Here is a 23,497-nt window from a genome sequence, read left to right on the forward strand (position 1 = left end):
TGGTTGTGCGGAAATTTGCGTTGCCCGTTTGAACAGCGTTGAAGCTCACATTTTAGCTTTGCAGAAACCCGGCTTCCTTCGGAAATCTCGTTTTCAGGTAACCTCATCCACGCAATAACTAAGGGCTACCTGAAAAAACCGGCCGTAGCGTCATATTTCACTTCACCAAATTCATTTTTTCAGGTAGCCTCCAAACTACCCCCAAGCTACCTGAAAGCGTAAGCTTCGGTGCAGCTAAAATAATGTCTTGGCGCAGCCAAGGCTGAATCTCTGCAAAAACAAACCATCCCATGCTCCCCGCCCTCTACCGCCTGCTCACCCGCCTCCTCGGCCGCCCGCTGGCCCGCCACCTGCTCGCCAAGCGCAGCCGCCGCTCCCCCGCCTATCTGCTGCATCAAGGCGAGCGTTTCGGCGAGCCGCTGGATAATCCTGTGCAGCACGCCATTTGGGTGCACGCCGTGTCCGTGGGCGAAACCCGCGCCGCCGTGCCGCTGGTGCAGGCTTTGCGCCGCCGTTTTCCCGATGCCCCGCTGCTGCTCACGCAAATGACGCCCACCGGCCGCGCCACCGCCGAGAGCCTGTTTCCCGATGCCCAATGCCGCTATCTGCCCTACGATCACCCGGCTTGGACAGCCGCCTTCCTCGCCCAGCATAAGCCGCGTTTCGGCATCATCATGGAAACCGAAATCTGGCCGAACCTGCTGGCCGCATGCCGCGCGGCCAATCTGCCCGTATTCCTGGCCAACGCCCGCCTCTCCGAGCAATCCGCGCAGGGCTATCGACGCTGGCCGTCCCTGTTCGCCCCCGCCCTGCAATCCTTCCGCCGCGTGCTCGCCCAAACCGAAGCCGATGCCGAGCGCCTGCGCAGCATCGGCGCGGAAAACGTGCTGGTGTGCGGCAACACGAAATACGACATCGCCCCGCCCGCAGCCATGCGCGAGCTGGCCGCGGCATTTAAGCAACGCATCGGCAGCCGCCCCGTTGTGGTGTGCGCCAGCACGCGGTTTCATCAAAACCAAGACGAAGCGCTGCTGCTGCTGCAAGAGTGGCGGCAGTATCAAGGCGATGCGCTTTTAGTAATCGTGCCGCGCCATCCCGAGCGCTTCGATGCCGTGGCCGAAGGCGCGGCTGCACTCGGCCTGCGCGTGCAGCGGCGCAGCGACGAAGCCGCCGTGCGCCCCGACACGCAAGTGTGGCTGGGCGACAGCATGGGCGAGCTGTTCACCTACTATCTGGCCGCCGATATGGCCTTTGTGGGCGGCAGCCTGGTGGACACCGGCTGCCAAAACATCATCGAACCCATCGCATGCGGCAAGCCTGCCCTATTTGGCTATTCCACCTACAACTTCGCCGCCGCCTGCGCGGGCGCATTGGCCGCAGGCGCCGCGCTTCAGGTCGCCACCCCCGCCGAATGGTATGCCGCCGTGCAACGCTGGCTGGCCAACCCCGCTGAACGCGAATGCTTCTCCGCCCAAGCCGCCGGCTTTATCCAAGCGCACCAAGGCGCTAGCGAGCGGATCGCCGAAGCCATATGCATGGCATTGGAAGAGGCTGCCTGAAAACGAGGTTTCCAAAGGCAGCTGAGTTTCTGCGGAGCTAACATTTCAGGTAGCCTCACAGTGATACAGAAAGGTCAATGGAAATGGAACAAAACAAACCGCAAGAAGCAGTTTCCGCCAAACCGCCTTACCCATGGCGGGTGCCGATTGTTCGCGCACTATTAGGTGGCCCGCTGGAGGTGTGGTTGATGGCTTTTTACCTATGGTTTCAAAACGGCTGGATTTCCCGAGTCGATTTTGTTGAAGTGATTGGTGCAGCAGTTTTGTTTTTATGGGTTGCGTTGATAAACTGGGATGTCAGCACGTTGTATAGCCGCCAGCAAATGTTTATAAAATGCTGGTTATGATGAGCTGTAGTGCAAATGTCTATGATTTTGTTGGAATTTTTGTCCAATCCGCAGCCGCAATAAGTCGGGCACTCATACCCAGCCTACGGGCTACCTGAAAGCATGAGTTTCAACGAAATTAAAAATTTCAGGTAGCCTTCCCCCGTTTCTCCCACTCCTCCAAAGAAAGGATTTGCCATGACTATCTGCCACCATCTCCCCACCGCACGCTATTCTGAAGCTGTGATAGCCAACGGTTTCGTTTTCCTCTCTGGCCAAGTACCTGCCAACCCCGAAGCCGATATCGAAGCGCAAACCGCCGATGTGCTTGCGCAAATCGACCGGATTCTGGCCGACTGCGGCTCAGACAAGGCACATATCTGCGAAGCGGTAATCTATTTGCCCGATATGGCTGACTACGCGGGCATGAACCGTGTTTGGGATGCCTGGGTAGCCCCTGGCAAAGCCCCCGCCCGCGCCTGCGTACAAGCCGCATTAGCAGATGCAGGCTGGAAAGTGGAAATCAAGATTACGGCTTTGCAGCGCACGGCATGACAGGCAGTGGCCTTCTGCCGTACAATCCGCGCCGTTTCTTTATTATATAGCTAAAGCACTTAATTTCTTTTTACAACAGTGGTTCGCCTTGTATGAAAGAATGTGCTTCAGACCACCTGAAATCGGCACAACTACGGAACGATATGGTTTATCAAAGAAAATTTATTAAAGAAGTGTCGCAAACGGCGGTGGGCGTATTCGTACTGCTCTTGGCTACGCTGGTGGTGGTGCAGGCGGTGAAACTGTTGGGCGGTGCAGCCGGCGGCAAGGTGGCGGCGGATGCAGTGGCCACGCTGGTGGCGTTTTGGACGGTGGCGCTGATGCCCATCGTGCTCATCCTCACGGCCTACATCAGCGCGCTCACGGTATTTTCCCGCTATTGGCGCGACAGCGAAATGACGGTTTGGCTTTCTTCCGGCCTCTCCCTCTACGGCTGGATTAAGCCGCTGATGGCTTTTGCCGTGCCTTTCGCCCTGCTCACGGCGCTGGTGTCGATGCTGGTGATGCCGTGGGCGGATGCGCGTAGCCACGAGTTTGCCGAGGTGCTAAAGCAGCGGCAGGATACTTCCATGGTGCGCCCGGGGGTGTTTCAGGAATTCGGCAGCAGCACACCGCGCGTGTATTTTGTGGAAAAATTCGATGCGGGCAGTGGTGATGCAGCCAATCTGTTTATCCGCGAGCAAAACGCGCAGGGGCGCGACACGCTGATTACCGCCGAGCGCGGCCGTTTTGCCGAAGCAGGCAATAAGCGTACGCTGGAATTGTTTAACGGCCGCCGCTACAGCGGCACACCCGGCATGGCGGATTACGACGAAGTATCGTTTGAGCGGCTGCATTTGGTGGTGGGCACCGCGCCCAAGCTGGTGCAGCGCGATATTCACCGCCGTACCGTGCCCACCGCCAAACTGTGGGGCAATACCAACCCAGAGTTGCGCGGCGAATTAATGTGGCGTATCACCATGCCGGTGAGTGTGCTGATTTTGGCGCTGTTGGCGCTACCACTTTCATATATGGATAACCGCAGCGGCCGCAGCTACAGCCTCTTAATCGCCATCGGCATGTTTCTGCTCTATCAGAACGGCCTCACGCTGGTGCGCGATGGCATCAGCAGCGGCAAGATTCCGCTGTGGCCGGGTTTGATTGTGCCGCATCTCTTGATGCTGATGCTAGCCGTATTACTGCTGCGTGTACGCAGCCAGCCTTCACGGCCATTTTGGCAGGCCTTGCGCCTGGCCTTAGGAGGCAAGCCGGCATGAAACTGCTCACCCGTTATCTGATCCGCCGTTTGGGCACGGCCACGCTGTATGCGCTCTTGGCCTTAGTGGCGCTGTTTTCGTTTTTTGAAGTGATTAATGCCGTGGACGACGTGGGCAACGGCAACTACACCGTGCTCACCCTGATTCTGTATGTGGGCATGCGCCTGTTCGGGCATATGTATACCCTGCTGCCACTGGCTGTGCTCATCGGCTGCCTGGCCGCCTTGAGCCAGCTCGCCTCCGCCAGCGAATGGACGGTTATCCGCACCAGCGGCGCTCCGCTCAAGCGCATCATTGCCACTGTGGCTTCGGTGGGCTTGCTGGCCGGGCTGCTCGGCGTGGCTTTGGGCGAATGGGTTGCCCCCTATATGGAGCAACGCGCCGAACGGCTGCGTCTGTACGCCGTGCAGCAAACCGTGAGCCTGGGTAGCAGCGGCCTGTGGTTTCGGCAGGGCAGCGACAACATCAACGTGCGTGAAATGCTGCCCGACGGCCGCCTGCTGGGCATCCGCATCTACCGCTACAACCAACACGCTGCGCTGGAATCCGCCTGGCAGGCAGACGAAGGCCGCGTAAACGGCAACGACACTTGGACGCTCAAACAGGTGGCGCGCACCCATATTGCCGCCGAGCGCACCCAAACCGAACGGCTTGCCAGCGCCGAATGGCCAAGCGATGTGGGCGTGGAGCTGCTCGGCGTACTTTTGGTAAACGCCGACCAAATGTCGGCCCGCAGCTTGAAAATGTATATCGACCACCTGCAAAGCAACGGCCAGCAAACCGCCGCCTATGCCACCGCCTGGTGGCGCAAACTGCTCTACCCGCTGATTTGCACGGTAATGGCCTTGGTGGCTCTTGCTTTCACCCCGCAAAGCTCGCGCCACGGCAACATCGGCGTGCGCCTGTTCCTCGGCATCTGCCTGGGCCTCGCCTTCCACTTCGCCGGCCTGCTATCCGGCTACGTTGCCCAACTCTCCAGCATGCCGCCCTTCGGTGCCGCCATCCTGCCTGGCACGGTGTTTGCCGTTGTCGCCGTCTGGCTGATTAGGCGGCAGGAAGTGCGCTGAGAAAGGCTGCCTAAAAACGAGGCTTTGGCGCAGACAAGGTGGAGTTTCTGCGAAGCTAAATTTTCAGGTAGCCCTACAACAGCAAAAGGCTACCTGAAAATAGGATGAGGGAGCCTTCAGGTAGCCTATCCAACCATAAAGCAATCAAGGAGAAACCATGTTTACAGGAATCGTACAAGGCTTGGGTGAAGTACTGGCCGTGGATCAGCGTGCGCCCGATTTCCGCAGCCACACCGTGCGCCTGCCCGAGGGCGCGGATGCCGATTTGCGTGTGGGCGCATCGGTGGCGCACAACGGCTGCTGCCTCACCATTACCCGCATACACGAAAACGGCGCAGCGGATTTCGACCTGATGGGCGAAACGCTGGCCAAAACCAATTTGGGCGCATTGCAGCCGGGCGACAAGGTAAACATCGAGCGTGCCGCCCGCTTCGGTGACGAAATCGGCGGCCACAGCATGAGCGGCCACATCACGGCCACCGCCGAAATCAGCCGCATCGAACCCCACGGCTTGAACCGTACCGTGTGGTTTAGGCTACCTGAAAATCTGAAAGGTTATGTATTTTCAAAAGGATTCATAGGTTTGGATGGTTGCAGCCTCACCATCGGCACGGTAACCGACAGCGAATTTAATGTCCACCTAATCCCCGAAACCTTGAGCCGCACGCTGTTTGGCAGCCGCCAGGCGGGCGAGCGGGTGAATGTGGAAATCGATCCGCAAACGCAGGTGATTGTAGACACCGTGGCGCGGATTCTGGCGGAGAGGGCAAAGGCATGATGCCGCTTCCGCCGCAAGTGCCGCGCCGGGGCGGCGGAATCAGCCGCCGTGTGGCGGCCGCTTTGCTCCGGCTGTTGGGCTGGCGCATAGCCGGCAGCGTGCCGGATGTGGCCAAATGCGTGGTGGTGGCTGTGCCGCACACGTCGAATTTCGACGGGCTGTATGTGCTGCCCGCCATGCTGGCCTTAGATTTGAAAATGAGCATCTTCGGCAAGAAAAGCCTATTTGCCGTGCCCGGCTTGGCAGCGTTTTTGCGCTGGGCTGGCGTGATGCCGCTGGATAGAGAGCGCGCCGGCGGCGTGGTGGACGAGGCCGTGGCCGCCTTCCACCGCAGCGAGCAGCTGTTTCTCGGCATTTCGCCGGAAGGCACGCGCTACGCCGCGCCCAAATGGAAAAGCGGCTACTGGCGGATTGCCCGCGGCGCCGGTGTGCCGGTATTGCCGGTGGCGATCGACTACGGGCGGCGCGAAGTGCGCTTCCTGCCGCTGTTTACCCCCACCGATGATATGGTCGCCGACCACGCCGCCCTGGCCGCGCTGTTTCGCGGTATCGAGCCGCGCCATAAGAAGCGTTTGTCTCTACCTCTGCGTGAAAACCAAACTTAGCCGAGGTAATTATTTTCTTATACAAGGCAGTAAGCTAACACAGTAGTGAAGAAATAATTGCTTTAGCTATAGCCGAAACCAAGTGATATGACAGACACCCCCACCGTTCCCGATGATCTGCGCCACATTCATGTGGTGCTCACCCGCACCAGTCATCCTAGCAACATCGGCGCCGCTGCCCGCGCTATGAAAACCATGGGCTTGAGCCGCCTCACCCTGGTCGCGCCCAACCTGATGGCCACGCCGATGACCCCCGAGCCGCCCACTTTCGATGCCGCCCAGGCTGCCACGTTCCGGCTGCCGGAAGAAAGCTTCATCCTCGCTTCCGGCGCGCGCGACGTGCTGGAACAGGCGCGAATTGTGGCCACCCTGGACGAAGCGCTGGCCGACACCGTATTGAGCTGTGCCCTCACCAGCCGCCGCCGCGAACTCTCCGCCCCGCTACACACCCCGCGCGAACTCGTGCCCGAGCTATTACAGGCCGCGCAGCAAGGGTTTCAGGTAGCCCTCGTATTCGGCAACGAAACCTTCGGCCTGAACATCGACGAAGTGCAGCGCTGCAACCGCCTGCTCACCATCAGCGGCAATCCCGCCTATTTCTCGCTCAACCTCGCCCAGGCCGTGCAAGTGGTGTGCTACGAAATTTTCAGCCAAACCGGCATCGGCATGAGCCAGCTGCAACAGGCACACACGCCCGCTACACAAAGCCAAACACGCGGCATGGTGGACCACTTGGAGCAAATCATTGAGCAAACCGGCTTTGCCAACCGCCGCAACCAAGAACGCATGATGCGCCGCCTGCACAGCCTCTTCGACCGCGCCTCCCCCAGCCGCGAAGACATCGACCTGCTGCGCGGCCTGTGGAACAGGATTTTGCAGCAGCTGAGGGATTAAGGGCAGGGAAGGGGAAGGCTACCTGAAAGTTTCAGGTAAACTTCCATCTTGTGTAGTCGTTCCCAATAGGGATGAGACAAGGTGGCGAGCTGTAGATGGTATAAGTATAAATAGTACGGCAAGGTGAGTCAAAGCCGTATCACCCCTATTATGGAAGGCTGTAAAAAACCTTGAATTGCCAGGGGATAACACTTATCATTGCCACCCTTGTAGCTGAAGCAATTATTTCTTCCTAACAAGGCGAGTCAACGTAGCAGGAAGAAATAATTGCTTCAGCTATGCAAAACACATCTGAAAAAGGAAACAAATTATGGCATACCAACTGCCCGAACTACCCTATGCTTATGACGCGCTGGAGCCACATTTCGATACGCAAACCATGGAAATCCACCACAGCAAGCACCATCAGGCCTATGTAAATAATGCCAATGCCGTGTTGGCCAAACTGCCCGAGTGGGAAAAACTGTCCGCCGAAGAGCTGATTGCCCGCCTTGCCGAGCTGCCCGAAAACGTGCGTACTCCTCTGCGTAACAATGCCGGTGGTCACGCCAACCACAGCCTGTTTTGGCAAATCCTGAAAACCGGTACCACTCTGCAAGGCAAGCTCAAAGCCGCCATCGAGCGTGATTTCGGCAGCGTGGAAGCTTTCCAGGCCGAGTTTGAAAAAGCTGCTGCTACCCGTTTTGGCTCTGGTTGGGCTTGGCTGGTATATGAAAACGGCAAGCTCAAAGCCGTTTCCACTGCCAACCAAGACTCCCCGCTGATGGGACAGGCCGTATCCGGTGTGTCCGGCTACCCGATTATCGGCTTGGATGTGTGGGAACACGCCTACTACCTGAAATTCCAAAACCGTCGCCCCGACTACATCAAAGCCTTCTGGCAAGTAGTAAACTGGGACGAAGCCGCCCGCCGTTTTGAAAGCGTGGCTGCTTAAGTGTCTATCTTTCTGAAACAGGCTACCTGAAAGCCCGTTCGGCATTTTCAGGTAGCCTTTTCCAATTCCAATCACTTAGCAAATACCAATCAATAAAATGGCAACACTCAGCAACGAAGACATCCACTGCTTCAAACAACAAGCCCACCAACTGCGCCCCACCGTGCTCATCGGCAAACAAGGGCTCACCGAGGCTGTTATCAAAGAAACCGACACCCGCCTTACCGCCCGCGAGCTGATTAAAGTGCTAGTGGCCGGCGACGACAGGCAGGACGCATCGCCATTGCCGAAGCCCTCTGTGCCGCCACCGGCGCCGAACTGGTGCAGCACATCGGCAAACAGCTGGTGTTGTGGCGGCCGAAGCTCGAAGAAAAAGAGTAGGGCGGCTGCACATTTTTTCATGCAGGGCATGCCAAAGCTGTATCGGTGTCGGTTGATTCGTTATTCCACAATATAATCCGATTTCAAACAGCATCTTGCCAAACCGGCATATTGCAGTATAATGCCGCCTTTCCCGCGGACGTGGCGAAATTGGTAGACGCACCAGATTTAGGTTCTGGCGCCGAGAGGTGTGAGAGTTCGAGTCTCTCCGTCCGCACCATCTTCACAAAACAGCCCAATTTTTCGGGCTGTTTTTTTACGTCTAACGCCATCCAATGCAATTAGCCAAATTCAATACAGGCAAGGATTTCAGGCTGATTCAGTCTATCCTTTCCCCTTCCCTATTCAGCTAATCCCGTCTAATGCCGTCTAATTGAATTGCCCCTTTTGTGGGGGTATGATTGGGGGCATCCAGAAAATACCCTCAAAAATATACCCCCAGAATGCCCCTGAACGACCGCCAAATCAAGAACGCGAAACCTACCGGCACAGGAAAGAAAGCCAAGCTATTTGACGGCGGCCGCCTGTATCTGGAAGTTACCCCGGCAGGCGGTAAAATCTTCCGCTGGAAATACCGTATCGACGGTAAAGAAAAAACGCTGACTATCGGCAAGTATCCTGCCGTTTCCCTATCCGAAGCCCGGCAAGCTGCCGAAAACGCCCACCGTCTGCTGTCAGGCGGGCAAGACCCCGCTGCCGCCAAGCAACAGGAAAAACAAGAGCGAAAAGCCGCCGCCCTAAATACCTTTGAAGCCCTTGCCCGCCGCTGGCACGCCGACAATCTGCACCGCTGGAAGCCAAACCATGCAGAGCGCATCATGCGTTATTTTGAAACCGACGTTTTCCCGCTGATTGGAGAAATACCGATAGACAGCATCACGGTAGGGCAAATCAAACAAGTCTTAGACCGCATCACAGCGCGGGGCGTGAGCAACACCGCCGAAAAAGTAAGGGAATGGATAGGCGCAGTTTTCGATTATGCGGCCATGCTGGAAGTAACCGACCGCAACCCCGCCCGTGCATTGCGCAAATACATTGCCAAGCAACCGCCCAAAAACCGAGCAGCCCTGCCGCGTGAAGAACTGATGGAGTTTTACTGCCGCCTGATACTGGCCGAGATTGAACCGGCAAATAAAATCGCCCTATTGCTGCTGATGCTGGTGTTTGTACGTAATACCGAACTACGCGGCGGACAATGGGCAGAAGTGGATTTTGCCGCAGCGCAATGGATTATTCCCGCCGAGCGCATGAAGATGAAACGCAGCCATACCGTGCCGCTTTCCGATTGGGCGCTAGAGCTGTTGCGGGAGCTGCAAGACTTAACCGGCAATACCTCCTATCTATTCCCCAGCCGTACCAAACAAAACGGCCATATCAGCGAAAACACCCTAGGCAAAATCATGAACGGCATGGGCTATAAGGGCATTGCCACACCGCACGGCTTCCGCAGTTTGGCAAGCAGCATCCTGAACGAACAGGGCTACAACCCAGATGCCATAGAACGCCAGTTAGCGCATGAAGAAAGCAACCGGATTAGAGCCGCCTACAACCGGGCGGAGTATCTGGCCGAGCGGCGGGAGATGATGCAATGGTATTCAGACTATCTGCGGGAGCGATACCGCCAAGCCCAAGCCTTGATTGCAACAGATTGGGCTACCTGAAAAACAAGACACCGGCAGGCGGGCTGGTGTTTTATTTTGCTTCGCATTATCCTTAATCCAGCCTAATGCCGTATAACGCCGTATTGTGCAGATAGCGATAAGGTATTTCCAACACCACATCAGGGGCGGCTTTGCCACAATACTGACAAGTAAAGGAATCTCGCTTTAAAACTTCAAACCTAAGTTTTTTTGTTATCGATTTGCGCTTGCTTTGCATGGCTTTATTTGTCATAATCAAGTCTCCTTGAAAAGGGAATTTCTTCATACGACTTTTGCCCGCCACGCTCCGGCGGGCTTTTTTTCACTCCCACCATTCCCGAAACCGCCGAAACCAAGCAGCCTTGACCGGCACATAAATCCGTTGCATGATTTGCCCGTCATAACGCGCATTGGCCGCAGCCCCCAGTTTCTCCCTAGCTTCCTCCGGGCTGTCCGCCCAAATGCTCAATGACCACGTCCTGCCTTTGAAACGGTAGGAGAACGTGTATTCGTTTTTTCGCATAATCCATAGGAGTTCCTTTATGTATTTTGAAATGTATAGAGATGCCCGTAATGAATGGCGCTGGCGGTTAAAAGCCGGTAATCATGAAATCATTGCCGTCAGCTCCGAAGGCTACGCATCCAAACAAAGTTGTTCCCATTCGATAGACTTAGTTAAATCCACTACTGCTAACACCCAGGTTAAAGAAGTGTGATTTTCCAGCCCGCCTTAGCGGGCTTTCTTTTGCCCATCATCTGTCCGGGCTGCCAAGCGTCTTTCCGCTTTGCCCGCCGTGGCAGAATGGCTACATCTCACAACAACCCACCACGAAAGGTAAAATCATGGCCCGCTACCTACTAATCAGCTACGATCTGAAGAAACCAGGGAGAGGCTACTCCGGACTAACCAACGTCATTAAAGTCATTGGGGGAATCAGCACCATTCATTTACTGGAATCCGCTTGGTTGGTTTCCACCACACTCAGCATCAAAGAAGTCATGACCAGGCTGAAGTAACCGATTTCAACGACAGCATCGTCATTGCTGAGCTTTCCAATATCGGCTGGCATAACCTAGAGCCATTGATGCAATTGCGTTTGCAAAATCTTTTTCGCTAATTTCGCAGTCATCCGAATCTTGGCTGCAAGGCCCGGCTTCTATAGGCAGCCCATCCGTTGCCGTCAGACGGTCGTCATAGCGCCGCACGGCGGCAACCGCACGGCACATTCCGTAAGCCGTTGCCCGCAGGTCAATCATCGGATGCGCCTCCGCCGTCCGCAGCAACGCATTGATAATCTCGTTGCGGTCTTCCAAAGACAGTACTTGCTCAATCTCTTGTCTTTCCCTCATCTTCTTTCCTTTCCTCAAAAATATTTGCGACCGTCATCTATCCGCCCGGCGGCCAAAATATTCAGCCGAGATACGGCACATCAGCCGATGTTCTTCGGCGTTCACAACCACAGCATCTTCATCCACTACCTTGCCGCCGCAGGCAGCAATCATTCGCGCCGCCTTCAATAGCCCGCATTCGTCAGACTTCCAACGGCTCACGGTGGCATCATCCACACCAAGCATCAGCGCTATTTCGTGCTGTGATTTATCCGCAAGCATTCTCAAAACAGTAGCTTGCACCTTATGGGATTTTGTTATCACTTCTACCGATAATTAAGTCATGGCCTAGCCTGCCACTCTCGGAAACAAATCAGGACGTTCCAGCCGTACCTTGGCCGGGATACCGCGCTTTTTCCAGTTATTCACGCGCTGCGTGCCGAGATGCTTCGAGTAGCCCATCAGCCGGGCGACTTCCGCAGAACCGCCTAGCTTAGTAATTACTTGTTCAGCATTCATTTTGCTTACCTCTTACACAAATATAAGCATTATTACACACTACGTTTAAACAAAAGTCAAACATTTTGTATAACACGTTTTGTTTAATTCGTTGGAAAATATGAGCTATGGATAAAACAATGGAACGGCTGTATGCAGCAGCCAAAGAACTGCATGGAATAGACAAGCAGGCAGAGATTGCCCGCATGCTCAACGCCTCTTCCCAAACTGTGAAAAATTGGGAAACGCGCGGCATTTCAAAGAAAGGGTTGCTTGATATTCAAAAAATTATGGGCATATCGCCCGAATGGTTGAATAGTGGAGAAGGGGAGATGCGGTATACAGCTCAACGCCAAAACGAGATAACCGGCATCCACCGCCCGGCGCTATGGAGCAGCAAAGACCCGCTGCCCGAAGAAGATTACACCTTCGCCCCCTACCTCAAAGAAACGGAGTTTTGCGGCGGCAATGGTTCGTTTGAAATCCCGGATTACAACGGCTTCCGCCTGCCGTTCGGCAAGTCCACCCTGCACCGCAAAGGCATCCGGCCTGATAACGTGTTTTGCTGCGCCCTTACCGGCGACAGCATGGAAGAGCGCATAGCTGACGGAGCGGCCATTGCCGTTGATATTGGCGACAACACCATCAAAGACGGCAAAATCTACGCCTTCCGCCATGACGACCTGTTCCGCGTGAAATACCTCAGCCGCCTACCCGGTGGCCGCGTGAAAATCAAAAGCCATAACGAGGCCGTCTATCCTGAGGAGGAAGCCAGCTTAGAAGGCATCCAAGTCATAGGCCGCGTGTTCTGGTGGAGCGTGTTGGATTGAGGTGCTGTGGCAGGGCGGGATATTGCCGCAGGGGTTGGGGGAGGAGTAGGCGGTGTGTCGAATCGAGATAGGAGGAAGTTATGCAACAACTTAATTTAAACATTGAAAATACGGATATTTATGTATACAGCGGAGACATTAACCGCTTCGGCTATCATACAATATCGCAGTATTTAGATGGGATGGAGGATAAAAAGAAAGACCTGTTGCTATGCTTGGCAACCTATGGTGGCGATCCGAATGCGGCCTATCGTATTGGACGCTGCCTTTAGCACCACTACCCGGGACGGGTGGCAATTTATGCACCCAGTTATTGCAAGAGTTCAGGTACGTTATTGGCTATTGCCGCCAATAATTTGATTATCGGCAACCAAGGGGAACTTGGACCACTCGATATCCAACTTCAAAAACGAGATGAAATTTTTGAACAAAGCTCCGGCTTGGATATTTTTAAGGCAGTAAATTTTCTTGAAGATAGAGCGTTGATGGAACTGCGTAAGTACATGATTGACATCAAAGCCGGAACAGGTATTACAACCAAGCTTTCTGCCGAGATTGCAACAAAACTTACCGACTCCATTATCAAGCCGATTGCCTGCCAAATCGACCCCATTAAAATAGGAGAGCATCAGCGAGCCATCGGGATAGCCCAAGAATACGGGTTCAGGCTGAATGAGATGACGCACGCATTACAACCGGATGCACTAAACCGCTTGGTTGGTGGCTACCCGTCTCATGGCTTTGTGATTGACCGCAAAGAAGCTGCTGAATTGTTCCTAGAAGTTTTTGCCCCATGTGATACAATGATTGCAATATTCAAGCAGATAGAAACGACAATTATCAGAAATATCAGTAATAATTAGCCGTTTGTAGAATTATTCTTGCCGTCAAGCCAAGATGCGGCAGAAGTCAAAGAGGTGCAGCATGGAATATCAAGTAAAGGGCAATCGACTAGCAACAGCCCAGTCGGACAGGCAACAGCAGAGCCAGGAGTCGTGGAAAAGGATTCAAGAGATCCAAAACGAAGCCGCGCAACGCGAGCTAGACATCCTCAGACGAGTCATGAATAACGAGCCTCGTAGAGACTCTACGCCCGTATAATTTACTCTTCCCCAAGACCTATTTGGGGATGGGGTAATTATCCAATGCAGATTGCAGACTAGTAATCTAAACCAAATCACAACACCGTCTGCTAATGCAGAAATTGCAGATATATTAGATACATTAATAGGTTAAATTAAAGGAGGCTGACATGGAAAGAATTATCCACTTGCCAAGAGGCAGTCTTGCTTACCGCCGAGCTGCCATCCCAATCCGAGACCAAATTATTAAAGCTTTTGAGAACCCAGCCGTTAGCAGAATTATAATTGACCTGCAAGGTGTTGATGTTATCTCTGGCTCTTTTGCTGATGAAAGCATTGCCATCTTGGTAAAAATCTACGGATGGGACAAGGTTAAAAATAAACTCCGCTTGCGAAACGGAAACGGCATTACAGAAAGGAACATTGCCGAAGCTATCCTAATTCGTAGGCAAGCGGAGGACGCTGAACAGCATCAAGAAATGATGCAGCACGCTTTCGCTTAATTAATTCAACCACAGCCCGTGCGGGCTGGCTTTTCTTTTGCCCATCAAAAAACCGCCCACAGGCGATTGTGTCTATTATCCAATCAAGGCAGCCGGAGCCAAGGTCATCTCCACCCCCAGCGCCCGGGTAATCTTCAATACCGTATCAAAACGCGGCTTGCTGTTGCCGGACAGGGTTTTATACAGGCTTTTCCGGCCCAGCCCGGTTTGCGCGGCCAGCTCGCTAATCCCCTTGGCTCGCGCCACGTCTCCCAGCGCGGCGATAAATTCGTCCGCATCCCCGTCTTCCAGCACAGAAGAAAGATAGGCCGCAATCATTTCCTCGCTGTCCAAGTATTCGGCTATATCAAATTTTTGCATTTTCATTTACCGCTCCTTCAATTCAAATATGGCGAATTCGCCGTAATTAAAAGTCAGGCAGGCAGTGTTTCCCGCACCTGCCTTTCCACCGCCTGCACAATCAAATCATTCAGTGAGGTATGTTGTCGTGCCGCCATCGCGGCTGCCTGCCGGTGCAGTTCCGCCCCCAGCCGCACGTTCAGGCTGCCCTTATAAGGCTTCTCCGGCGGGATCCCTTCTTCGGCACACATCGCCAAGTATTCGTCCACCGCCTGCTCGAACATCGCCTTCACTTCGGCCAAGGTCTCCCCGCCATAGCCCAGCACGCTGCGGATATGCAGCACCCGCCCGTGCAGGCAGTCGTCTTCTTTGCTGTATTGCACCGTGCCTTCGTAGCCTTTATAGCTCAATAAATCATTCATCATCCATCACTCCAATTTTACGCAAGCCCTCAATCACGTCTTGCAGTTGGTAACGCTTCAAAATCTTGCCCGGGTGCGGTTCGTGCAGCGTAACCGCAATCCCCGTTTCCCGATGCAGAAACTTCCTACCCGAGCCGCTGCCCTTGTGCAGCACAAACCCATGTTTGTTCATCACGGCAGTCAGCTCGCCCCAAGTGAAATCACGCGGCAGGCTCAACAGCCGTGCCAGCAGTTTTTCCGCCTTGCCCATTATTTTGCCTTTGTTTGCTATATGCAACTATTTTACAGTTGCAACAAGATTTAAGCAATCCCAACCGTAAACCCGTAGCCGACTCCCGCCGCCAAGTGCGGCTTTTTTGTTGCCCGCAAAAAAATAAATTCAACAAAAATTAAACACATACGCAAAAACTACACAAAATATTTAAACAAAGTGTTGCATTGCGTGTAAATATAGTGTTTAATACACCCCAACGAAACACGAAACAGACCGCACGAGCCAAGCCCTGGCGGGATACAAGAGGGCAAGCCCAGTTTAAAAGCTGGGGGCAAGGCCGATAAGCCCTAGCGGGCAGCAGAACAAAATTGGCGAGTAAAAGCCGAGGCGAATTTTTAACAGAGCCATTTCAAGGAGATGGCTTGATTAAACATTCGATATAAGGAGAGAGCCTTATGTATTGCATCCAACCAGACTACGACGGCATGCTGGGCAGCTATCTGGACTGTATCATCGCCGAGCAGGACGAAGAGAGCAGGCGGGAAGCCGAAGCCCTGCGGCTGGAGAAAGAATACCGCAGCGCCATCATCCGCGAATGGGCGGAAGTATCCATCAGAGATGGCGAAGAGAACTACGACCTCAACGACCAAGCCACATGGGAAAGCTGGATAGATGATTTCCTGCTTGACAGAGATGAAGAGCGCCAGCCGCTCGATATACCCATGCCCACATGGCAAGAGTGCGTGGCAGTCCTTGCCGCCAATTAACGGAGAACATCATGTAAAGCAATACAGATTGGAAGGGCAGCCGCGCCATTAAGGTACTGCAGCGCGGCATAAACCTTATCCAAGGCACAACGCTGAATGAAATCATAGACGGGCTAAGCCCAGAGGTTGCGGGCTGCAATCATCAAGCACATGATGGATAAAGCCGACAACCTTATCCGCGAGGAAGAGGAAGAACAAGCTGAACGAAAACATGGCGGTGGCGAAGCGCGCTTTGCAGCAATACGGCTCGCCGGAACTGACTGACCTGCTCAATTAGTCCGGCTTGGGCAACCATCCGGCCTTTATCCGGATGTTCTACCGGGTTGGTTTGACTTTGCGGGAAGACGGTATGGTCAATGCCAACAAGGGTGAGGCGCGTTCTGCGCAAAGTTTTTACAACGCAAGCAACATGAATCCTTAAAAGGGGTAAGCAATGGGTGTATTGAAACACAACAATCCGACTTTGGCCGATGTGGCCAGCCGCATGGATGACAAGGGGAATATCTCCGACATCATCGAAATGCTGACGGAAACCAACGAAATCTTGGAGGATGCCACTTGGTTGGAAGCCAATGGTTTCACCGAGCATAAGACCACGGTGCGCAGCGGCCTGCCGCAGGGTACTTGGCGTATGCTGAACTACGGTGTGCAGCCGGAGAAATCAACCACGGTTACCATCAAAGACAGTATGGGCATGCTGGAAAGCTATGCGCTGACCGATAAGGCCCTGGCCGATTTGAACGGTAATTCGGCCGCTTGGCGTTTGAGCGAAGAGCGCGCCTTCGTGGAGGGGATACCGGCCAAGACAAGGCCGTGGAACTGCTGACCCAATCCCTGCACACCGCCGCCGTGTACACCAAAAGGCTGGAAGAGTTTGCCGACAGCTGCCGCGCTAATCCCGCCTTCAAGGCACGCCGCTAGACGGCAGAATTTTAGGCTACCTGAAAACCAGAAAGGAAACGAAATGACAGAATTGCCGTGGATTGACGAAGCAAGAAAATACATCGGTATGCACGAACGGGATGCCCGCGGCTTAAAAACCATCCCTATGTGGGTACGGGCTTTGAAAGGCTGGTGGAGCGATACCAAAACGCCGTGGTGCGGAACGTTTGTCGGCCACTGTCTGCAGGCAGCCGGCAGGGATATTGCAAAAGAATGGTATCGGGCGAAATCCTGGGCAAAAGGCGCAACCCGTTTGGCGAAGCCGGCCTACGGCTGCATCGTGGTATTCGAGCGGCAGGGCGGCGGGCATGTGGGCTTTGTGGTCGGGCAGGACAGGCAGGGCAACCTGATGGTATTGGGCGGCAACCAGGGCGACGCGGTCAATATCAAACCGTTTGCCAAGAGCCGCGTGATTGCCTACCTGTGGCCGAACAAAGGCGGCAAACCCGCTTATCCCGCAGAAGGGCGCTATACGCTGCCGCTGTTGCAGAGCGACGGGAAGCTGAGCAGAAACGAGGCGTAAACAAAACCCGCAGCGGGGAATGCTGCGGGCTGCCTGAAACTATCCGGCCACATGGGCGATATCGTATTGCGCCTGCGACAGCTGGCCGTGCCGGTGCAGCCAGCCGGCCACTTCCGGCCACGAATACAGGGCAGAGCCGCTGCCCACCCCATACATCGGCGCAGGGAAGCCGCCGCCGCGTTTGCCGGTGGCGTAGTTGGAGAGGGCAGCGCGGGTCAGTCCGGCGCGGGCGGCCATCTCGGCCAAGGTAGCCACACCGGATTCCTGCAACACCAAATTGCCGAAACCGGCAGCACGGATATTGTCTAGGGCGCTGCGCACGGCAGCTTCGGCACTCTCGGCCTCACGGTCGAATTCGAGATATGGGGTTTGGTTATAGAAGCACAGCAGCGCATCGTCGCAGCCCGCTTCATACAGGCGGTCTTCCAAATCGTGCAGGTCGGTATCGCGGATGAGGATGCTGAAATGGTAGGTATTCATGGGTCACTCCTGTTCGGGCAGGCATTCGTTTACTTTACGGATGATTTGTTTGGCATGGTTTTCCGGATTGCGCGGTGTGCTCCACACGCTCATTTGGTGTTCGGTATGTCCTTGCAGACAACGCAAGCGGCAGAACGCATGGGCGGACTTGCCGGCGGGAACAACCGCCCAACCGTGCTGCTTGGCATAAGCCAATGCAGCTCTGATGTGTTTGTCGGGGTGCTTGCTCATGCTGACTGTCCGATTGGTTAAGGTAGCCTGATTATAGTGAAAGTGTTTGCAGATGTAAACAGGAAGAAGAAAGGAATCCCATGACATGGATATTGAAATACTGGAAACCACTTGCCCTTGCCGTGCTGTTGGCGGCGGTGGTAGGCGGGGAATATTGGTATGGTAGGCAACGCTACCAAGCGGGCTACGATGCGGCCACGGCAGCCATCAATGCCAAACTGGCCGAGCAAAAGCAGAAGCATCAAAAAACCGCCCATGCGGCAAGCGTGGAATATCAACAAGAGAAGTCCAAAGCGGACGAGAAAGTGAGGGTAAGGCGTGAAGTGGTACAGCAAATTATCGAGCGGCCTGTGTTTACTGGCGATTGCGTTGATGCTTCCGGGGTGCAAGTCCTCAACGCCGCCATTGCCGAGCGCCATTGAGCCGCCGGCCGATTTGGCTATGCCCTGCCCAAGGCTGCCCGAATTGTCGGGAACAACGGGCAAGGTGATGCTGCCGTGGGCGCTGGAAGTGGTGCATCTGTATAACGACTGTGCGGCACGGCATGACGGGTTGATTAAGGCATGGCCAAGGTAGTCCAGCATTTGCGCAATATCCGCCATATCAGGGCGGTAGTACACATTGAGCAGTATTCTTAAATCCTGGTGGCCGCTGATTTTTGCCAGCACTTCAACCGGTACTTTTTTGGATAAACGTGTGGGAGCTTCGCGGCGGGTATCGTGAAAATACAGGTCGATAATGCCGCAGTTATCCCGCGCCCGCCTAAATAACACGTCCAAACTTTTGGCATCCACGTTAAATACCCACACATCATCAATGCTGCGCAGTTGCTCGAGCAGTTCCAGCGCACGCTTGGATAATGGCACGTCTCGGCTGTCGCCATTTTTGGTAATCTGTAGATGGGCAAGGCGGCGCGTGAAAGCCACATCTGCCCATTTCAGGCCGTAAATTTTGCCTGCCCGCATGGCAGTTTCGATGGTGAATAGAACGGCAATGGCTACCCGTTGTACAATCAGTTCCGACTTGCCGTCCGGCTGATATAAGAGAGCGGCGCAGATATTGGTAATCTCTTGTTCGGTTGGCCACCTAGTTCTCTCTCTGCCTTTTTTCGGGTTGCTGATTTTGCGTACGAGGTTCTCGCGCAGCAGCCCCCATTCTTTCATGGCATGTTCGCAGATGCCGGCTAGCCTTTCAAGCGGGCATGTAAATCCTGCACGCTATACACACCAAGGAGGTTGAAGCTTTTCATCCCTTCGCTCATGGCTTCGCCACCGGCCACGGTGGTGTATTGCGGTACGCGTTGGGTGAGGGCGCTGCGGCGGATGCTGTGGCTGTCGGCGATGGATTGCGGGTTGCTGGCCACGGTGTTTACCACCAGCGCGATTTCGCCGTTTTTAATCGCGTCCACAATGTGCGGGCGGCCTTCGGGCACTTTGTTGACTGCCTGTACCACCACGCCGTGCTCTTTCAGGTAGCCTGCAGTACCGCGCGTGGCGCAGACGCCGTAGCCTAAGGCTTGGAAGTTTTGCGCGGTTTGGACGATGATCGGCTTGTCTTCTTCGCGCACGGAAAGGAAGATTTTGCCGGTGGCGGGCATGCGTTCTCCTGCGCCGAGCTGGGCTTTGAGGTAGGCTTCGCTAAAGGTCTCGCCTACGCCCATCACTTCGCCGGTGGAGCGCATTTCTGGGCCGAGAATGGTGTCCACGCCGGGGAATTTGATGAAGGGGAACACGGCTTCTTTAACGGCATAGAAATCGGGGACGACTTCTTTTCCCACGCCTTGCTCTTGCAGGGAAATGCCTGCCATGCAGCGCGCACCGACTTTGGCGAGCGGCACGCCGGTGGCTTTAGAGACGAAGGGAACGGTGCGGCTGGCGCGCGGGTTCACTTCCAACACGAACACTACGCCGTCCTGCACGGCAAACTGTACGTTCATCAGGCCGACCACGCCCAGCGCGTATGCCATGGCTTTGGTTTGGCGGCGGATTTCGTCTTGGATTTCTTCGCTGAGCGAGTAGGGCGGCAGCGAGCAGCCGGAGTCGCCGGAGTGGATGCCTGCCTGCTCGACGTGCTGCATGATGCCGCCGATTACGACATCTTGGCCGTCTGAAACGCAGTCTACGTCCACTTCGATGGCGTTGTTCAAGAAGAAGTCGAGCAACACGGGGCTGTCTTCGGAAACTTGTACGGCTTCGCGCATGTATTTTTGCAACTCTTCGGCAGAGTGAACAATCTGCATGGCGCGGCCGCCGAGGACGTAAGAAGGACGGACAACCAGCGGATAGCCGATTTCTTCGGCTTTAACGAGGGCTTCTTCTTCGTTGTGGGCGATGCGGTTAGGCGGTTGACGCAGGCCGAGGTCGTTCAACACTTTTTGGAAGCGTTCGCGGTCTTCGGCGGCGTCGATGCTGTCGGCGGATGTACCGATGATGTTCACGCCGTTTGCCACCAAGGCATTGGCCAGTTTGAGCGGGGTTTGGCCGCCGTAATGAACAATCACGCCCCACGGATTTTCGGTGCGGACGATTTCCAATACGTCTTCCAGCGTCAGCGGCTCGAAATACAGGCGGTCGCTGGTGTCGAAGTCGGTGGACACGGTTTCGGGGTTGCAGTTCACCATAATCGTTTCAAAGCCCGATTCGCGCAGGGCGAGCGCGGCGTGAACGCAGCAGTAGTCAAACTCGATGCCCTGACCGATGCGGTTCGGGCCGCCGCCGAGAATCATCACTTTTTTACGGTCGGAAGGACGCGCTTCGCATTCTTCTTCGTAAGTGGAATAGAGGTAGGCGGTTTCGGTAGCGAACTCGGCGGCGCAGGTATCGACGCGTTTGTACACGGGATGCAGCTTCAGCGCGTAGCGGTGTTCGCGCACTGCTTTTTCAGGTAGCCCTAAAAGCTGCGCGATGCGTTTGTCGGAAAAGCCTTTGCGTTTCAGACGACGTAAGGCGGCGAAATCCAAATCTTGCAGGCAGCCTGCACTTACCTGCTGCTCTTCTTTCACCAAGTCTTCGATTTGTGCCAAGAACCAAGGGTCGATGGCGCAGATTTCGTGGATTTCTTCCAGCGTGAAGCCCGCGCGGAATGCGTCTGCCACAAACAGCATACGCTCGGGGCCGGGGTTGGCCAGTTCGCGGCGGATTTCCGCTTTGTCGGAGCTTCTCGGATTGAAGCCGCACAAGCCGGTTTCCAAGCCGCGCAGGGCTTTTTGGAAACTTTCCTGAATCGTGCGGCCCATCGCCATCACTTCGCCCACCGATTTCATCTGCGTGGTCAGGCGGTCGTCTGCGGCAGGGAATTTTTCAAACGCGAAACGCGGGATTTTGGTTACCACATAGTCGATGGAAGGCTCGAACGACGCGGGCGTGCGGCCGCCGGTGATGTCGTTGCGCAACTCGTCCAGCGTAAAGCCGACCGCCAGCTTCGCCGCCACCTTCGCAATCGGGAAGCCCGTCGCTTTGGAAGCCAGCGCGGACGAACGGCTCACGCGCGGATTCATCTCAATCACAATCATCTCGCCGTTTTCAGGGTTCACCGCAAACTGCACGTTCGAGCCGCCCGTGTCCACGCCGATTTCGCGCAATACCGCCAAGCTTGCGTTACGCATGATTTGGTATTCCTTGTCCGTCAGCGTTTGCGCCGGTGCAACCGTAATCGAGTCGCCCGTATGCACGCCCATCGGGTCGAAGTTTTCAATCGAGCAGATGATGATGCAGTTGTCGGCCTTATCGCGCACCACTTCCATCTCGTACTCTTTCCAGCCGAGCACGGACTGCTCAATCAGCAGCTCATGCGTAGGCGACGCATCGAAACCGCGTTCGCAAATCGCCAAAAACTCGTCTTTATTGTAGGCAATGCCGCCGCCCGAACCGCCCATCGTGAAAGACGGACGAATCAGCGTCGGAAAGCCGACCTGTTCCTGCGCCGCCAAAGCTTCGTTCATTGTGTGGCAGACAAAGGATTTTGGGCAGGAGAGGCCGATTTTCTCCATCGCCTCCTTAAAGCGGCCGCGGTCTTCCGCCTTGTCAATGGCGTCTTCCGTCGCGCCGATTAATTCGACATTGTATTTCGCCAACACGCCGTTGCGCGCCAAATCCAGCGCACAGTTCAGCGCGGTCTGGCCGCCCATCGTGGGCAGAATCGCATCGGGCCGCTCTTTGGCGATAATCTTCTCCACCGTCTGCCACATAATCGGCTCGATGTAGGTAACATCTGCCATTTCAGGGTCGGTCATAATCGTGGCGGGGTTGGAGTTTACCAAAATGACTTTATAGCCTTCTTCACGCAAGGCTTTGCAGGCCTGTGCGCCCGAATAGTCAAATTCGCAGGCCTGACCGATAACGATAGGGCCGGCGCCGATGATAAGGATGGATTTTAGGTCGGTACGTTTGGGCATGAGTGGGGTCTCTAGTTCTAAGTTGTAAGAATATTAAAGGTCTAGTTCAGTATAAATTTCTTTATCTATTCTAAAATCATTTTTGTCTTCATCGGCAACAGCTATATATCTTTTGTGGCCACGTTCATCATATCTGTAAAATCTTTTTACTATTCCATCTTTATTAGGTTTGGGTTTAATTTCTAGCTCAAATTTCCCAATGATTAGTTTTTCAAAAACGCCTTTGTTAACAATAATGAATCCTTCAGACATATTATTATCCTCATCTTATATAATAATTACATTATTATGACATATGGTATCCCTGAAATATTTCCCCTGAAATATTTCCTAAGCAAGCCGTAGCCCGCATGTAGGGCGTGTGCGGTACGCCCGCACGCGTTCTCCATTTTCCCGGCAACCTCAACTCACCGCGTGCGTGCCTTGAGGCACACATTCTACTGAGGATTCAAAGAATGCTTGAATAGTCCTTGCTTCAAAAGGCTACCTGAAAGCCTGCCAATCCTTTTTAGCTTCGTAGAAACTCAGCCTTGCTCAGCAAGACATTATTTTATTTTCAGGTAGCCTTTCTTTGGTGTTTAACGGGAAATCAGACTGACGGTGAAGTCGGTTTCGCCGCGTGCGTCTTCGAAAAGGCCGATGTTGTAGCGGTGGGCCTGGCCGCAGGCGCGGACGGTCCACACTTCGCGCACCTGCATGCGGCTGTGCACTTTGTGGGCGCTGTTGATTTTGCTGTGTATGGATTCGATGTTGCGGCAGTTGAACGAGGCGGCTTCGGCGGTGCGCACGACTTTGAGCACGTCGTCGCGCAGGATGTTGTCGCTGCCGAAAGTGGCGCTTTCGCCGCTGAAGGCTTGGTTGCCGAGGCTGGAGCAGGCGGAAAGGGCGAGGGCGGAGAGGAGGGGGATGAGTTTGCGCATGAGGATTCCTTAAATTCGGCAAAGATGGG

General features: G+C 54.7%; 33 protein-coding genes, 1 tRNA gene and 1 pseudogene. 21 read left to right on the top strand and 14 right to left on the bottom strand.

Annotated features, from left to right (window positions below; all coding sequences use genetic code 11):
* Positions 1 to 290 precede the first annotated feature (290 nt).
* From waaA to EZJ17_RS00375, 12 genes and pseudogenes are all read left to right on the top strand, one after another.
* Positions 291 to 1,559, top strand: coding sequence for a lipid IV(A) 3-deoxy-D-manno-octulosonic acid transferase (gene waaA / locus EZJ17_RS00320; RefSeq protein ID WP_067442395.1), 1,269 nt, complete (start codon positions 291 to 293; stop codon positions 1,557 to 1,559).
* Between the two features lie 77 nt (positions 1,560 to 1,636).
* On the top strand, positions 1,637 to 1,906 hold the full coding sequence (locus EZJ17_RS00325; protein WP_067442397.1) for a hypothetical protein: 270 nt from the start codon (positions 1,637 to 1,639) through the stop codon (positions 1,904 to 1,906).
* 177 nt (positions 1,907 to 2,083) lie between these two features.
* Positions 2,084 to 2,440 carry a RidA family protein gene (locus EZJ17_RS00330; protein WP_067442399.1) on the top strand — a complete coding sequence of 119 codons (357 nt, stop codon included), beginning with the start codon at positions 2,084 to 2,086 and terminating at the stop codon, positions 2,438 to 2,440.
* A gap of 143 nt (positions 2,441 to 2,583) precedes the next feature.
* Positions 2,584 to 3,696 (top strand): LPS export ABC transporter permease LptF, encoded by a 1,113-nt coding sequence (lptF, locus tag EZJ17_RS00335; RefSeq protein ID WP_067442401.1) that lies wholly within the window; start codon positions 2,584 to 2,586, stop codon positions 3,694 to 3,696.
* Positions 3,693 to 4,763: an LPS export ABC transporter permease LptG gene (gene lptG / locus EZJ17_RS00340; RefSeq protein ID WP_067442403.1), complete on the top strand. Its 1,071-nt coding sequence runs from the start codon at positions 3,693 to 3,695 to the stop codon at positions 4,761 to 4,763. Before lptF ends, lptG begins: the two co-directional genes overlap by 4 nt.
* Positions 4,764 to 4,920: 157 nt before the next feature.
* Complete coding sequence (locus EZJ17_RS00345; protein ID WP_067442405.1) at positions 4,921 to 5,541, top strand: riboflavin synthase; 621 nt, start codon at positions 4,921 to 4,923, stop codon at positions 5,539 to 5,541.
* Complete coding sequence (locus EZJ17_RS00350; RefSeq protein ID WP_067442407.1) at positions 5,538 to 6,146, top strand: lysophospholipid acyltransferase family protein; 609 nt, start codon at positions 5,538 to 5,540, stop codon at positions 6,144 to 6,146. The genes EZJ17_RS00345 and EZJ17_RS00350 overlap by 4 nt, the downstream gene beginning before the upstream one ends.
* Positions 6,147 to 6,233: 87 nt before the next feature.
* Positions 6,234 to 7,040 (top strand): RNA methyltransferase, encoded by an 807-nt coding sequence (locus EZJ17_RS00355; protein WP_067442409.1) that lies wholly within the window; start codon positions 6,234 to 6,236, stop codon positions 7,038 to 7,040.
* A gap of 310 nt (positions 7,041 to 7,350) precedes the next feature.
* On the top strand, positions 7,351 to 7,974 hold the full coding sequence (gene sodA / locus EZJ17_RS00360) for a superoxide dismutase [Mn] (RefSeq protein ID WP_067442411.1): 624 nt from the start codon (positions 7,351 to 7,353) through the stop codon (positions 7,972 to 7,974).
* Positions 7,975 to 8,071: 97 nt separating this feature from the next.
* Positions 8,072 to 8,355, top strand: a pseudogene (gene yhbY / locus EZJ17_RS00365) (ribosome assembly RNA-binding protein YhbY).
* Positions 8,356 to 8,490: 135 nt separating this feature from the next.
* Positions 8,491 to 8,575 (top strand) — tRNA-Leu (locus EZJ17_RS00370).
* Positions 8,576 to 8,798: 223 nt separating this feature from the next.
* On the top strand, positions 8,799 to 10,016 hold the full coding sequence (locus tag EZJ17_RS00375) for a tyrosine-type recombinase/integrase (protein WP_151085892.1): 1,218 nt from the start codon (positions 8,799 to 8,801) through the stop codon (positions 10,014 to 10,016).
* Between the two features lie 52 nt (positions 10,017 to 10,068).
* Here the strand turns inward: EZJ17_RS00375 and EZJ17_RS10380 are convergent, their stop codons facing one another.
* Together EZJ17_RS10380 and EZJ17_RS00385 are read right to left on the bottom strand one after the other, a co-directional pair.
* Positions 10,069 to 10,248: an HNH endonuclease gene (locus tag EZJ17_RS10380; RefSeq protein ID WP_067442181.1), complete on the bottom strand. Its 180-nt coding sequence runs from the start codon at positions 10,246 to 10,248 to the stop codon at positions 10,069 to 10,071.
* 69 nt (positions 10,249 to 10,317) lie between these two features.
* Positions 10,318 to 10,518, bottom strand: coding sequence for a hypothetical protein (locus EZJ17_RS00385; RefSeq protein WP_067442183.1), 201 nt, complete (start codon positions 10,516 to 10,518; stop codon positions 10,318 to 10,320).
* 19 nt (positions 10,519 to 10,537) lie between these two features.
* Here EZJ17_RS00385 and EZJ17_RS00390 point away from each other — a divergent pair, with 19 nt between their 5' ends.
* Both EZJ17_RS00390 and EZJ17_RS10205 read left to right on the top strand, forming a co-directional pair.
* Complete coding sequence (locus EZJ17_RS00390) at positions 10,538 to 10,711, top strand: YegP family protein (RefSeq protein WP_082886566.1); 174 nt, start codon at positions 10,538 to 10,540, stop codon at positions 10,709 to 10,711.
* A 127-nt stretch (positions 10,712 to 10,838) separates the two neighbouring features.
* Positions 10,839 to 11,012, top strand: a complete 174-nt coding sequence (locus EZJ17_RS10205) for a hypothetical protein (protein ID WP_156496454.1) — start codon at positions 10,839 to 10,841, stop codon at positions 11,010 to 11,012.
* 21 nt (positions 11,013 to 11,033) lie between these two features.
* Here EZJ17_RS10205 and EZJ17_RS00395 read toward each other — a convergent pair whose 3' ends face one another.
* The 3 genes from EZJ17_RS00395 to EZJ17_RS00405 are packed head-to-tail and all read right to left on the bottom strand — an operon-like array spanning position 11,034 to position 11,843.
* Positions 11,034 to 11,345: a hypothetical protein gene (locus tag EZJ17_RS00395; protein WP_067442185.1), complete on the bottom strand. Its 312-nt coding sequence runs from the start codon at positions 11,343 to 11,345 to the stop codon at positions 11,034 to 11,036.
* Positions 11,346 to 11,378: 33 nt separating this feature from the next.
* Positions 11,379 to 11,648: a CII family transcriptional regulator gene (locus EZJ17_RS00400; RefSeq protein ID WP_369799464.1), complete on the bottom strand. Its 270-nt coding sequence runs from the start codon at positions 11,646 to 11,648 to the stop codon at positions 11,379 to 11,381.
* 24 nt (positions 11,649 to 11,672) lie between these two features.
* The gene (locus tag EZJ17_RS00405) at positions 11,673 to 11,843 is read right to left on the bottom strand and encodes a helix-turn-helix domain-containing protein (protein WP_151085895.1); all 171 of its coding nucleotides are present in this window, start codon (positions 11,841 to 11,843) and stop codon (positions 11,673 to 11,675) included.
* 107 nt (positions 11,844 to 11,950) lie between these two features.
* On the opposite strand from EZJ17_RS00405, the gene EZJ17_RS00410 reads away from it, so the two are divergent.
* From EZJ17_RS00410 to EZJ17_RS00420, 4 genes are all read left to right on the top strand, one after another.
* Positions 11,951 to 12,652 (top strand): LexA family transcriptional regulator, encoded by a 702-nt coding sequence (locus EZJ17_RS00410; RefSeq protein WP_067442187.1) that lies wholly within the window; start codon positions 11,951 to 11,953, stop codon positions 12,650 to 12,652.
* Positions 12,653 to 12,732: 80 nt separating this feature from the next.
* The gene (locus EZJ17_RS10385) at positions 12,733 to 12,924 is read left to right on the top strand and encodes a hypothetical protein (protein WP_067442189.1); all 192 of its coding nucleotides are present in this window, start codon (positions 12,733 to 12,735) and stop codon (positions 12,922 to 12,924) included.
* A gap of 63 nt (positions 12,925 to 12,987) precedes the next feature.
* On the top strand, positions 12,988 to 13,515 hold the full coding sequence (locus tag EZJ17_RS00415) for a hypothetical protein (protein WP_067442191.1): 528 nt from the start codon (positions 12,988 to 12,990) through the stop codon (positions 13,513 to 13,515).
* Between the two features lie 389 nt (positions 13,516 to 13,904).
* On the top strand, positions 13,905 to 14,237 hold the full coding sequence (locus EZJ17_RS00420; RefSeq protein WP_151085897.1) for an STAS-like domain-containing protein: 333 nt from the start codon (positions 13,905 to 13,907) through the stop codon (positions 14,235 to 14,237).
* Between the two features lie 75 nt (positions 14,238 to 14,312).
* On the opposite strand, the gene EZJ17_RS00425 is transcribed toward EZJ17_RS00420, so the two are convergent.
* From EZJ17_RS00425 to EZJ17_RS00435, 3 genes are read right to left on the bottom strand one after another with little or no spacing between them, the layout of a single operon-like run.
* Positions 14,313 to 14,603: an addiction module antidote protein gene (locus EZJ17_RS00425; protein ID WP_067442194.1), complete on the bottom strand. Its 291-nt coding sequence runs from the start codon at positions 14,601 to 14,603 to the stop codon at positions 14,313 to 14,315.
* A gap of 47 nt (positions 14,604 to 14,650) precedes the next feature.
* The gene (locus EZJ17_RS00430; RefSeq protein ID WP_197476454.1) at positions 14,651 to 15,001 is read right to left on the bottom strand and encodes a type II toxin-antitoxin system HicB family antitoxin; all 351 of its coding nucleotides are present in this window, start codon (positions 14,999 to 15,001) and stop codon (positions 14,651 to 14,653) included.
* Positions 14,991 to 15,248: a type II toxin-antitoxin system HicA family toxin gene (locus tag EZJ17_RS00435; RefSeq protein WP_067442196.1), complete on the bottom strand. Its 258-nt coding sequence runs from the start codon at positions 15,246 to 15,248 to the stop codon at positions 14,991 to 14,993. Before EZJ17_RS00435 ends, EZJ17_RS00430 begins: the two co-directional genes overlap by 11 nt.
* 419 nt (positions 15,249 to 15,667) lie before the next feature.
* Between EZJ17_RS00435 and EZJ17_RS00440 the strand changes: the two genes are divergently transcribed.
* The 3 genes from EZJ17_RS00440 (at position 15,668) to EZJ17_RS00450 (ending at position 17,444) form a co-directional block, all read left to right on the top strand.
* Positions 15,668 to 15,979: a hypothetical protein gene (locus EZJ17_RS00440; RefSeq protein ID WP_067442198.1), complete on the top strand. Its 312-nt coding sequence runs from the start codon at positions 15,668 to 15,670 to the stop codon at positions 15,977 to 15,979.
* 433 nt (positions 15,980 to 16,412) lie between these two features.
* Positions 16,413 to 16,805, top strand: coding sequence for a major capsid protein (locus EZJ17_RS00445; RefSeq protein ID WP_197478819.1), 393 nt, complete (start codon positions 16,413 to 16,415; stop codon positions 16,803 to 16,805).
* Between the two features lie 138 nt (positions 16,806 to 16,943).
* Positions 16,944 to 17,444, top strand: a complete 501-nt coding sequence (locus tag EZJ17_RS00450) for a TIGR02594 family protein (RefSeq protein WP_067528328.1) — start codon at positions 16,944 to 16,946, stop codon at positions 17,442 to 17,444.
* Between the two features lie 39 nt (positions 17,445 to 17,483).
* On the opposite strand, the gene EZJ17_RS00455 is transcribed toward EZJ17_RS00450, so the two are convergent.
* The 6 genes from EZJ17_RS00455 to EZJ17_RS00485 form a co-directional block, all read right to left on the bottom strand.
* Positions 17,484 to 17,924 carry a transcriptional regulator gene (locus tag EZJ17_RS00455; RefSeq protein ID WP_067443937.1) on the bottom strand — a complete coding sequence of 147 codons (441 nt, stop codon included), beginning with the start codon at positions 17,922 to 17,924 and terminating at the stop codon, positions 17,484 to 17,486.
* A 3-nt stretch (positions 17,925 to 17,927) separates the two neighbouring features.
* A complete protein-coding gene (locus EZJ17_RS00460; protein WP_067442038.1) occupies positions 17,928 to 18,155 on the bottom strand; it encodes a hypothetical protein in 228 nt (75 codons plus the stop codon).
* A 17-nt stretch (positions 18,156 to 18,172) separates the two neighbouring features.
* Entirely contained in the window at positions 18,173 to 19,318 is a 1,146-nt protein-coding gene (locus tag EZJ17_RS10475; RefSeq protein ID WP_067442041.1) for a site-specific integrase, read from the bottom strand.
* 20 nt (positions 19,319 to 19,338) lie between these two features.
* Positions 19,339 to 22,548 carry a carbamoyl-phosphate synthase large subunit gene (gene carB, locus EZJ17_RS00475; protein ID WP_067443935.1) on the bottom strand — a complete coding sequence of 1,070 codons (3,210 nt, stop codon included), beginning with the start codon at positions 22,546 to 22,548 and terminating at the stop codon, positions 19,339 to 19,341.
* A 33-nt stretch (positions 22,549 to 22,581) separates the two neighbouring features.
* Positions 22,582 to 22,800 carry a hypothetical protein gene (locus EZJ17_RS00480; RefSeq protein ID WP_067442046.1) on the bottom strand — a complete coding sequence of 73 codons (219 nt, stop codon included), beginning with the start codon at positions 22,798 to 22,800 and terminating at the stop codon, positions 22,582 to 22,584.
* A gap of 326 nt (positions 22,801 to 23,126) precedes the next feature.
* Entirely contained in the window at positions 23,127 to 23,468 is a 342-nt protein-coding gene (locus EZJ17_RS00485) for a hypothetical protein (protein WP_067443933.1), read from the bottom strand.
* Between the last annotated feature and the right edge of the window lie 29 nt (positions 23,469 to 23,497).

Origin of the sequence: Eikenella exigua (assembly GCF_008805035.1) — a bacterium.
Taxonomy (GTDB): domain Bacteria; phylum Pseudomonadota; class Gammaproteobacteria; order Burkholderiales; family Neisseriaceae; genus Eikenella; species Eikenella exigua.

Excerpts from the sequence above, each read along its gene's own strand:
- EZJ17_RS00425 (WP_067442194.1), bottom strand. The coding sequence starts at position 14,603 with ATGAAAATGCAAAAATTTGATATAGCCGAATACTTGGACAGCGAGGAA.
- EZJ17_RS00485 (WP_067443933.1), bottom strand. The coding sequence starts at position 23,468 with ATGCGCAAACTCATCCCCCTCCTCTCCGCCCTCGCCCTTTCCGCCTGC.
- EZJ17_RS00460 (WP_067442038.1), bottom strand. The coding sequence starts at position 18,155 with ATGAGCAAGCACCCCGACAAACACATCAGAGCTGCATTGGCTTATGCC.
- EZJ17_RS00330 (WP_067442399.1), top strand. The coding sequence starts at position 2,084 with ATGACTATCTGCCACCATCTCCCCACCGCACGCTATTCTGAAGCTGTG.
- EZJ17_RS10380 (WP_067442181.1), bottom strand. The coding sequence starts at position 10,248 with ATGACAAATAAAGCCATGCAAAGCAAGCGCAAATCGATAACAAAAAAA.
- EZJ17_RS00435 (WP_067442196.1), bottom strand. The coding sequence starts at position 15,248 with ATGGGCAAGGCGGAAAAACTGCTGGCACGGCTGTTGAGCCTGCCGCGT.
- EZJ17_RS00455 (WP_067443937.1), bottom strand. The coding sequence starts at position 17,924 with ATGAATACCTACCATTTCAGCATCCTCATCCGCGATACCGACCTGCAC.
- EZJ17_RS00420 (WP_151085897.1), top strand. The coding sequence starts at position 13,905 with ATGGAAAGAATTATCCACTTGCCAAGAGGCAGTCTTGCTTACCGCCGA.
- EZJ17_RS00350 (WP_067442407.1), top strand. The coding sequence starts at position 5,538 with ATGATGCCGCTTCCGCCGCAAGTGCCGCGCCGGGGCGGCGGAATCAGC.
- EZJ17_RS00385 (WP_067442183.1), bottom strand. The coding sequence starts at position 10,518 with ATGCGAAAAAACGAATACACGTTCTCCTACCGTTTCAAAGGCAGGACG.
- EZJ17_RS00345 (WP_067442405.1), top strand. The coding sequence starts at position 4,921 with ATGTTTACAGGAATCGTACAAGGCTTGGGTGAAGTACTGGCCGTGGAT.
- EZJ17_RS00430 (WP_197476454.1), bottom strand. The coding sequence starts at position 15,001 with ATGATGAATGATTTATTGAGCTATAAAGGCTACGAAGGCACGGTGCAA.
- lptG (WP_067442403.1), top strand. The coding sequence starts at position 3,693 with ATGAAACTGCTCACCCGTTATCTGATCCGCCGTTTGGGCACGGCCACG.
- EZJ17_RS00355 (WP_067442409.1), top strand. The coding sequence starts at position 6,234 with ATGACAGACACCCCCACCGTTCCCGATGATCTGCGCCACATTCATGTG.
- EZJ17_RS10385 (WP_067442189.1), top strand. The coding sequence starts at position 12,733 with ATGCAACAACTTAATTTAAACATTGAAAATACGGATATTTATGTATAC.
- EZJ17_RS00450 (WP_067528328.1), top strand. The coding sequence starts at position 16,944 with ATGACAGAATTGCCGTGGATTGACGAAGCAAGAAAATACATCGGTATG.
- EZJ17_RS00410 (WP_067442187.1), top strand. The coding sequence starts at position 11,951 with ATGGATAAAACAATGGAACGGCTGTATGCAGCAGCCAAAGAACTGCAT.
- waaA (WP_067442395.1), top strand. The coding sequence starts at position 291 with ATGCTCCCCGCCCTCTACCGCCTGCTCACCCGCCTCCTCGGCCGCCCG.
- EZJ17_RS00390 (WP_082886566.1), top strand. The coding sequence starts at position 10,538 with ATGTATTTTGAAATGTATAGAGATGCCCGTAATGAATGGCGCTGGCGG.
- EZJ17_RS00375 (WP_151085892.1), top strand. The coding sequence starts at position 8,799 with ATGCCCCTGAACGACCGCCAAATCAAGAACGCGAAACCTACCGGCACA.
- EZJ17_RS00405 (WP_151085895.1), bottom strand. The coding sequence starts at position 11,843 with ATGAATGCTGAACAAGTAATTACTAAGCTAGGCGGTTCTGCGGAAGTC.
- lptF (WP_067442401.1), top strand. The coding sequence starts at position 2,584 with ATGGTTTATCAAAGAAAATTTATTAAAGAAGTGTCGCAAACGGCGGTG.
- EZJ17_RS10205 (WP_156496454.1), top strand. The coding sequence starts at position 10,839 with ATGGCCCGCTACCTACTAATCAGCTACGATCTGAAGAAACCAGGGAGA.
- EZJ17_RS00480 (WP_067442046.1), bottom strand. The coding sequence starts at position 22,800 with ATGTCTGAAGGATTCATTATTGTTAACAAAGGCGTTTTTGAAAAACTA.
- EZJ17_RS00325 (WP_067442397.1), top strand. The coding sequence starts at position 1,637 with ATGGAAATGGAACAAAACAAACCGCAAGAAGCAGTTTCCGCCAAACCG.
- EZJ17_RS00440 (WP_067442198.1), top strand. The coding sequence starts at position 15,668 with ATGTATTGCATCCAACCAGACTACGACGGCATGCTGGGCAGCTATCTG.
- sodA (WP_067442411.1), top strand. The coding sequence starts at position 7,351 with ATGGCATACCAACTGCCCGAACTACCCTATGCTTATGACGCGCTGGAG.
- EZJ17_RS10475 (WP_067442041.1), bottom strand. The coding sequence starts at position 19,318 with ATGAAAGAATGGGGGCTGCTGCGCGAGAACCTCGTACGCAAAATCAGC.
- carB (WP_067443935.1), bottom strand. The coding sequence starts at position 22,548 with ATGCCCAAACGTACCGACCTAAAATCCATCCTTATCATCGGCGCCGGC.
- EZJ17_RS00395 (WP_067442185.1), bottom strand. The coding sequence starts at position 11,345 with ATGAGGGAAAGACAAGAGATTGAGCAAGTACTGTCTTTGGAAGACCGC.
- EZJ17_RS00445 (WP_197478819.1), top strand. The coding sequence starts at position 16,413 with ATGGGTGTATTGAAACACAACAATCCGACTTTGGCCGATGTGGCCAGC.